General features: G+C 57.1%; 8 protein-coding genes. 7 read left to right on the top strand and 1 reads right to left on the bottom strand.

What is annotated here, in order from left to right; translation table 11 throughout:
- Positions 1–54 precede the first annotated feature (54 nt).
- Positions 55–1,836: an NAD+ synthase gene (locus GTN70_04050; protein NIO16162.1), complete on the bottom strand. Its 1,782-nt coding sequence runs from the start codon at positions 1,834–1,836 to the stop codon at positions 55–57.
- Positions 1,837–2,082: 246 nt separating this feature from the next.
- Between GTN70_04050 and GTN70_04045 the strand changes: the two genes are divergently transcribed.
- The 7 genes from GTN70_04045 (at position 2,083) to GTN70_04015 (ending at position 6,723) form a co-directional block, all read left to right on the top strand.
- Complete coding sequence (locus GTN70_04045) at positions 2,083–3,261, top strand: MFS transporter (GenBank protein NIO16161.1); 1,179 nt, start codon at positions 2,083–2,085, stop codon at positions 3,259–3,261.
- Positions 3,262–3,317: 56 nt separating this feature from the next.
- Positions 3,318–3,692: a phage holin family protein gene (locus tag GTN70_04040; protein NIO16160.1), complete on the top strand. Its 375-nt coding sequence runs from the start codon at positions 3,318–3,320 to the stop codon at positions 3,690–3,692.
- Positions 3,686–4,705: a cation diffusion facilitator family transporter gene (locus tag GTN70_04035; GenBank protein NIO16159.1), complete on the top strand. Its 1,020-nt coding sequence runs from the start codon at positions 3,686–3,688 to the stop codon at positions 4,703–4,705. Before GTN70_04040 ends, GTN70_04035 begins: the two co-directional genes overlap by 7 nt.
- Positions 4,706–4,768: 63 nt before the next feature.
- The gene (locus GTN70_04030; GenBank protein NIO16158.1) at positions 4,769–5,047 is read left to right on the top strand and encodes a DUF1049 domain-containing protein; all 279 of its coding nucleotides are present in this window, start codon (positions 4,769–4,771) and stop codon (positions 5,045–5,047) included.
- Positions 5,048–5,154: 107 nt separating this feature from the next.
- A complete protein-coding gene (locus GTN70_04025; GenBank protein ID NIO16157.1) occupies positions 5,155–5,331 on the top strand; it encodes a hypothetical protein in 177 nt (58 codons plus the stop codon).
- Positions 5,315–5,983 carry an endonuclease III gene (locus GTN70_04020; GenBank protein NIO16156.1) on the top strand — a complete coding sequence of 223 codons (669 nt, stop codon included), beginning with the start codon at positions 5,315–5,317 and terminating at the stop codon, positions 5,981–5,983. Before GTN70_04025 ends, GTN70_04020 begins: the two co-directional genes overlap by 17 nt.
- On the top strand, positions 5,980–6,723 hold the full coding sequence (locus GTN70_04015) for a 1-acylglycerol-3-phosphate O-acyltransferase (protein ID NIO16155.1): 744 nt from the start codon (positions 5,980–5,982) through the stop codon (positions 6,721–6,723). Before GTN70_04020 ends, GTN70_04015 begins: the two co-directional genes overlap by 4 nt.
- The last annotated feature ends 42 nt before the right edge of the window (positions 6,724–6,765 follow it).

Genomic DNA, 6,765 nt, shown 5'->3' with positions numbered 1-6,765 from the left:
GCACAGTTTACAGTTCATGGAAATGCGGAACGCGGATTGCGGAATACCGGCTGATCATTTGGGGCTGCTATCCGGGTTTGGCGGCGGGCTCTTTAATTCTCTCTCTTTTTTGATGAACCGGTTCGTGATGGGCATGCGCCGGTCCTTTCCGAGGCCCCGTTGAGAAATCCGCACACCGGGAGGGGACTGCCGTCTCTTGTACTCGTTTCTGTCCACCATGGCCACGACCTTTTTTACCGTCGCCAGGGGAAATCCCCGCCGCGCGATCTCGTCGATCCCGCAGTCCTCCTCGATATATTCCATCAGGATGGGATCCAGAACTTCGTAGGGCGGCAGTGAGTCGGAGTCTTTCTGCCCCGGCCGAAGCTCGGCCGACGGCTCCTTGGCAAATACCCGTTCGGGAATCACCTTCTTTTTCATCTCTTCGTTATAATGGCGTGCGACCCGGTACACCATCGTCTTGTAGACGTCTTTTATCACGGCAAAGCCGCCTGCCATATCGCCGTAGAGTGTCGCGTAGCCAACGCTCAACTCGCTCTTGTTCCCCGTGGTGAGGACGAGGTGGTGAAACTTGTTGGAGAGGGACATGAGGATCATGCCCCGTATTCTTGCCTGGAGGTTCTCCTCCGTAACGTCCCGTTTCCTGCCGGCAAAGAGGGGATCGAGGGCCGTGACGAAACCGTTGAAGAGACCCTCTATCGGGAGGAGGTGAAATTTTATCCCCAGGTTCCGTGCCAGCTCTCTCGCGTCGTCCGCGCTCTCGGGTAAAGATACGGCCGAGGGCATGGATACACCGATAACGTTTCGCCTCCCGAGAGCCTGCACGGCCACGCAGGCAACGAGTGAAGAGTCTATTCCCCCCGAGAGGCCGATGACCGCCTTCTTGAACCCGTTTTTCCTGACATAATCCCGGGTCCCCGTGACGAGGGCGTCAAATATCTCCCTCTCCAAAACGGGGCGCTCTGCAGAGCCGGCCATCCGGGTTTTTTTCCTTCTCCTTGATTTCCTCACCTCGGGAATATCAACGGTGCGCGGAATCTCGCCGGCAAGACGCATCCTCTTTTCTTCCTCCCGCATCCGGGGGTCGTGCAGCCTGCCCCGGAAAACGCCGGTAGTTTCGACGGTGTGAACTTCCAGGGCTTCCTCGAAGAGGGGGAGGCGCCCCACCACCTCGCCCTTTTCGTTCACGAAGATGCTTGCACCGTCAAACACCAGCTCGTCCTGGCCGCCGCTCATGTTGCACCAGGCGAAAAAGGTCTTCGTGTCGGCCGCCCGTGTGGAAATCATCTTTTCCCGCTGCTCCCATTTTCCGAAATGATAGGGCGAAGCCGAAATGTTCACGATGATCTCCGCACCCGCTGCGGCCTCTACAACGTGCGGCCCGTCAGGATGCCAGATGTCCTCGCATATGGTCACGCCGATCCTGGCCCCGCGGAAGGAAAAAACGAGCGGTTGCCTGCCGGCGCAAAAGTACCTGTTCTCGTCGAAGACGCCGTAATTGGGAAGATACATCTTGTCGTAGCAGGCGTGAATCCTCCCCCTGTGGATGAGGGCGGCCGAATTGTAGATGTGCTCCTCCCTGCGGACAAAACCAACCACGGCGAGGATGTCCTGCGTCTCGGCCGCAATGTCCCGTATGGCCCGCTCCGATTCCTCCACGAAGTCCGGCCTGAGGAGAAGGTCTTCCGGCGGGTATCCGGTAACGGCGAGCTCGGGAAAGAGGACGATATCGGCGCCCCGGAATTTGGCCGCCCGAATGTTGCGCACAATCCTCTCGCTGTTGCCCGTGAAATCACCCACCACCTGATTCAGCTGTGCAATCCCTACCGAAATCATGACCGGCCCTTCCCTGGGGAAACCTTTACACCTATTATTTTTGAACTGGGCGAAAAAGGCAAGGCTTCAACTGCACCGCATGAGGAGGGAAAGCCCGCGAACAGAAAGGCGTCCCCACCCTCCGTACCATTCCGGCAGCCGGCTTATGGTCCCATGTGTGCGGAATTATGAAACTTGCTGTGTATTTTTGTCTCTCATTATGTGGTATACCGAATTACCGGAATTCAAACCGTTTCACAACGGCCCATGAGCAGGAACAGTTCCGTCTATACGGGAGACTATGTTCTCCTGAACGCGTCCAATTTCCTCTACTCCCTCTACGCGACGATATTCATCTTCATGCCGCCCTTTCTCGACAGCATCGGGCTCAGCCCCTCCCGGATCGGATTCGTCATGGCCACGGGAACCTTCGTATCCGTTGCCTTCAAACCCCTGGGGGGTTGGCTTGCCGACAGGACAAACAAGGTCCGTTTCATAATCGGCGGCTCGATCATAGCCTCCCTGTCCACGCTCCCCTGGTTCTTCGTTCAGGCGCCCTCGGGGATGCTCTACCTCTACCGCATCTTCCAGGGCGTTGGGTACTCATTTTTCGCCACCTTCGCCTACGCCCATATCGCCTCCCACGCCCCGCAGGAGAGGCGGGCGGAAGCGCTGGGGGTCTTCGGGTTGTCCTTCTTCATACCCACCGCCATCGGGGGCTGGCTCGGAGAGGCAACAATCGCGGCCTTCAGCTTCAACACCCTCTTCCTCATGGGGGCATGCGTGGCTTTTTCCTCCGCCCTCCCCGCCCTGTGGATGAAAGACCGGGTGAAAAAGGCGGGTATCGGCCCCTCCGGGGTCCTGAAGGTTCTCCGCAGGGATATCCTCGTCTACGTCCTGCTCGCCCTGATTTTCGGCACGACCTTCGGCGGAATCTTCACCTTCCTCCCTCTTTTTCTCTTCAAAGAGGCCAGCGACGGGATTTTTATCTTCCTCCTCTTTTACTCCCTCTCGGTCATCTCGACGCGCACCGTCTGGAGAAAGGTGGTCGACAGCGTGGACAAGGACGTTTCCGCCATCCTTTCCCTCTCCCTGCTCGCATCGGGGACGGCTCTTCTCATGTTCTCCAACGACACGCTGATCCTTATCGTTGCATCGGTCATCACGGGGATCGGGCACGGTTTTCTCTTCCCCTCCCTCTCGGCGCTGATCGTCGACGAGGCGGGAACCGAGAACAGCGGAATAAGCATGGCCCTCTTTACGGGCGCTTTCGACCTCGGCCTGGTGGTAGGATCGGGGGCGCTCGGAATGGTCCTTGAATACGGGGGCTTCGACGTAACCTTTTTCTCCCTGAGCCTCCTGCCCCTGATTGGCATTCCGCTTCTGTTCAGGAAACGGGGGAAAAGTATCTCTCCCCGGCCAGCCTCTTCAGGGAAAGGAGAGTAGAATTGGGCTATAATGTACGGTAGCCCGACACACGACTGCAGAAAAGTGGAGAAAACATGATTTTCGAGAGTTTTTTGTTCAGGCTCCTGGGGAACTTCTTCTCCATCATGCTCATTTCTTATGGCTTTTCGGGCATCACCGTTGCTTCCGTGAGAGACGGTATCCTGGCGGCGATAATACTCGGGCTCATCAACGCCTTCATCAAGCCCGCCGTCTTTCTCATCACCCTGCCGATAAACATCCTTTCCCTCGGCCTCTTTACCCTCCTTATCAACGCATTCATGCTCAAAGTCGTCGACTGGATGATCCCCGGTTTCAGCGTCGAAGGATTCCTGACAGCGCTTTTTGGGGCCCTAACGGTGAGCGTCGTGTCGACAGTGATAACCTACATCGCAACCAGGTACCAGGATGTGAGGACGTACAGGTGGTAAGGGACGTGGAAGGGACGGGATCCACTCACATCGACAGGAAAAAGGCAAACGAGGCAAAGAAAATCAGGGCTGCAACGCTGTCGCTCGGGACCGGCATTTTTCTCTCCATCGCAAAATTTGTCGTCGCTATCATCACGGGGTCCCTCGGCGTCCTCTCCTCTGCGATAGACAACATAGGGGATATTTTCATGTCCGCCGTAACCCTGGTATCCGTGAAAAAATCCGCCGCCCCTCCCGACAAGGAGCACCCTTACGGCCATGGAAAGGTAGAGGCGCTGGCAACGGCATTCCAGGTGGCCGTCATCAACGCCATCGGTGCCTGGATAATCTACGAATCGATCCGGCGTTTCATCGTGGGCCAGGGCCCGAGACAAACCGAGGCCGGGATCGGCACGATGATTTTATCCATCGTGGTGAGCTTCATCGTCGCACGAAAAATCGAGCGCACGGGGCGCGAAACGGGATCTCCCGCCCTCACGGCGGACTCTCTGCACTTCAAGACGGATGTCTACTCCGGTGCTGGCATCCTCATCGCCCTCCTGCTCGTCAAGGTAACGGGTAACCCCCTGTTCGACTCCCTTGCCGGGCTCATCGTTGGCATATTCATCATTCAGGCGACGTTCCCCCTCATAAAGGGGGTGCTCGACGACCTCCTCGACAGGGAACTGCCCGAGGATGTAAAGGAGGTCATAAATGATATAATAGACAGGCACAGGCCCATGGTCGTGGACGTCCACGCCCTGAGGACGCGCAGCGCCGGTTCCATGAAACACATAGATTTCCACCTCGTCGTCTGCAGGCTCGCGACGGTGGATGAGGCCCACAGCCTGGCGGAACACCTCGAAATGGAAATTGAAGACTCGCTCGGAGATTCTCACGTGGTCACGCACATAGACCCATGCAAGGAAGAGTGCCCCATGGAAGGCATATGCGAGGGGCTGCGTGAGAAGATGATGAACCTCAGGAAACCCGGCAAGGAGAGGGACCGGGAAAAGTATTTCTTCGATGATTGACCCCGCGAAGGAAATGTGCGAACCACACACTCCCGAAAAAACAATTTCCAAAGGGAGAAAATCATGAGACTGTCTCTATTGATCGTCTTTATCGTCATCGGCGGCGTTGGAATTTTCGCACTGCAAAACCAGAACAGCCTTCAGGTAAGGTTTCTGAAATTCGTCTGGGAAACATCGCAGAGCATCGTGATAATGGCGTCGGTAACCCTGGGGCTTATCGGGGGGATACTCGCCATGGTTCCCGGGTCGATCAGGAGGTGGCGGAAGCTCAGGAACCTCGAGAAGATCGTGGCGAACATGAAAAAGCACACAGACGCAACCATGGAGGATCGGGAAAGCTGAAAAGAAGGAAACCGGCGGACAGCCCCCTGTCGAACGAATGGGAACGAAGGGTACTGCAGGCGCTCTACCTTTTCTACAAAGAGTTCGGCCCCGGTGCAGCGCCCAACATGAAGGGCCTCGATAAGGAGGCGGGGATCATGAGGCACGAGCTGGAAGACGCCGTCAGGTCCCTCCGGGCCAAGGGGCTCATCGAATACTGGGAGCTCGCCCCCGCTGTCAGGCTTACGGAAGAAGGGCTCCTCCTTGCAATTTCCATGGAAAAGGGCCGTGAAGAAAAAGATTGAGCAGATGGAGGAGGCGCTCTCGATCAGGAACGCCCCCGGAAGAGCAAAGCGCAACAGGGAAAACCCGGTGGACAATCTCATCCGGACCATCCTCTCCCAGAATACCAACGGACCCCTGCGGGACCGGGCATACGCCTCCCTGAAAGAGCGGTTTCCCACCCATGAGGCGATCGCAGCGGCACCCCCGGCGGAAATCGCCACGGCGATACGGGTTGCCGGCCTGGCAAATCAGAAAAGCACCGCGATTCGGGATGCTCTCGCCGGGATGAGAAGGCAGGGGGGGGAGATAAGCCTGGACTTCTTGAAAGACGTGCCAACCCAGGAGGCCATTGACTACCTCACGGGATTCAGGGGGATCGGCGATAAAACGGCTGCCATCGTGATGCTGTTCAGTTTCGGCCGCAAGACCTTCCCCGTCGACACGCATATTCAGCGGATCGCAAAGCGCGTGGGCCTGGTACCCCATACCTACACGCCCGAAAAGATACGGAGGGCCGTTGAGCCCTGCATCACGGAAGGCCTGGCGCAGCAACTCCACGTAAGCCTCATCCGGCTCGGGAAGAGCGTCTGCAGGCCGAAGGAACCCGCGTGCAACAGCTGCCCGCTGCGCTCATTGTGTAAATTCGCAAGCGGGGGGGGAGAGAGCAATTGATTCTGGTAACGTGTGTCCAGGCGCTTCTCATCGCCTTCTATACCCTCGTAATCGGCTCGGCAATCGTGTTGCTCGTTCTCATCGTCCGGATTCCGGGAATCCAGAACACAGCCTACAGCCTTTCCAAGATATACTGTGTGCTCTCCCTGAAGACCTGTTTCGTCAAATTACGGGTCAAGGGAATCGAGAATATAGATCCGAACGGGCAATACGTGTTCATGTCGAACCACGTGTCTTACTTCGACATTCCCGCCGTGGCCATGGCCCTCCCCAACCAGATGAGATGGGTGTACAAGAAAGAACTCGCAAAAGTACCCTTTTTTGGGTGGGCGGTAAAGTCGATCGGCCACATCCTGGTGGACCGGGGAAACCGGTCCCAGGCAATAGAGAGCCTCAAGAACTCCCTCTCCCGTCTTTCCGGCAACGCATCGATCATGATATTCCCGGAAGGAACGAGGAGCAAATCGGGTGACCTGTTACCCCTCAAGAAGGGAGGCTTTCACATCGCCCTGCACAGCGGATTTCCCATCGTCCCGGTAGCCATCAGGGGAAGCGGTGACATCATGAGGAAGGGCACCTTCAGGATCAACCCCGGGACGATCGAAGTTGAAATATTTTCGCCGATAGAAACGGATGGATACGGGACGGGCCGGATACACGAGCTGGTAGAGAGGGTGCAGAAGGTAATGCAGGAGGGGGTAAACAGAGAAGCAGCTCAAAGCAACCCGTCCCGGGAATAGCCCGGTTCGGGCAGCAGGTCCCCGCCAGAAGGAACACCGAAC

Source organism: Deltaproteobacteria bacterium (genome assembly GCA_011773515.1).
GTDB lineage: Bacteria > Desulfobacterota > Deferrimicrobia > J040 > J040 > WVXK01.
Note: the sequence above shows the minus strand (reverse complement) of the source record. Positions and strands in the feature narration are given on the sequence as shown.

Bases quoted from the DNA above. Each gene is read 5' to 3' on its own strand.
- GTN70_04050 (NIO16162.1), bottom strand. From the start codon at position 1,836: ATGATTTCGGTAGGGATTGCACAGCTGAATCAGGTGGTGGGTGATTTC.
- GTN70_04040 (NIO16160.1), top strand. From the start codon at position 3,318: ATGATTTTCGAGAGTTTTTTGTTCAGGCTCCTGGGGAACTTCTTCTCC.
- GTN70_04025 (NIO16157.1), top strand. From the start codon at position 5,155: ATGAAGGGCCTCGATAAGGAGGCGGGGATCATGAGGCACGAGCTGGAA.
- GTN70_04030 (NIO16158.1), top strand. From the start codon at position 4,769: ATGAGACTGTCTCTATTGATCGTCTTTATCGTCATCGGCGGCGTTGGA.
- GTN70_04045 (NIO16161.1), top strand. From the start codon at position 2,083: ATGAGCAGGAACAGTTCCGTCTATACGGGAGACTATGTTCTCCTGAAC.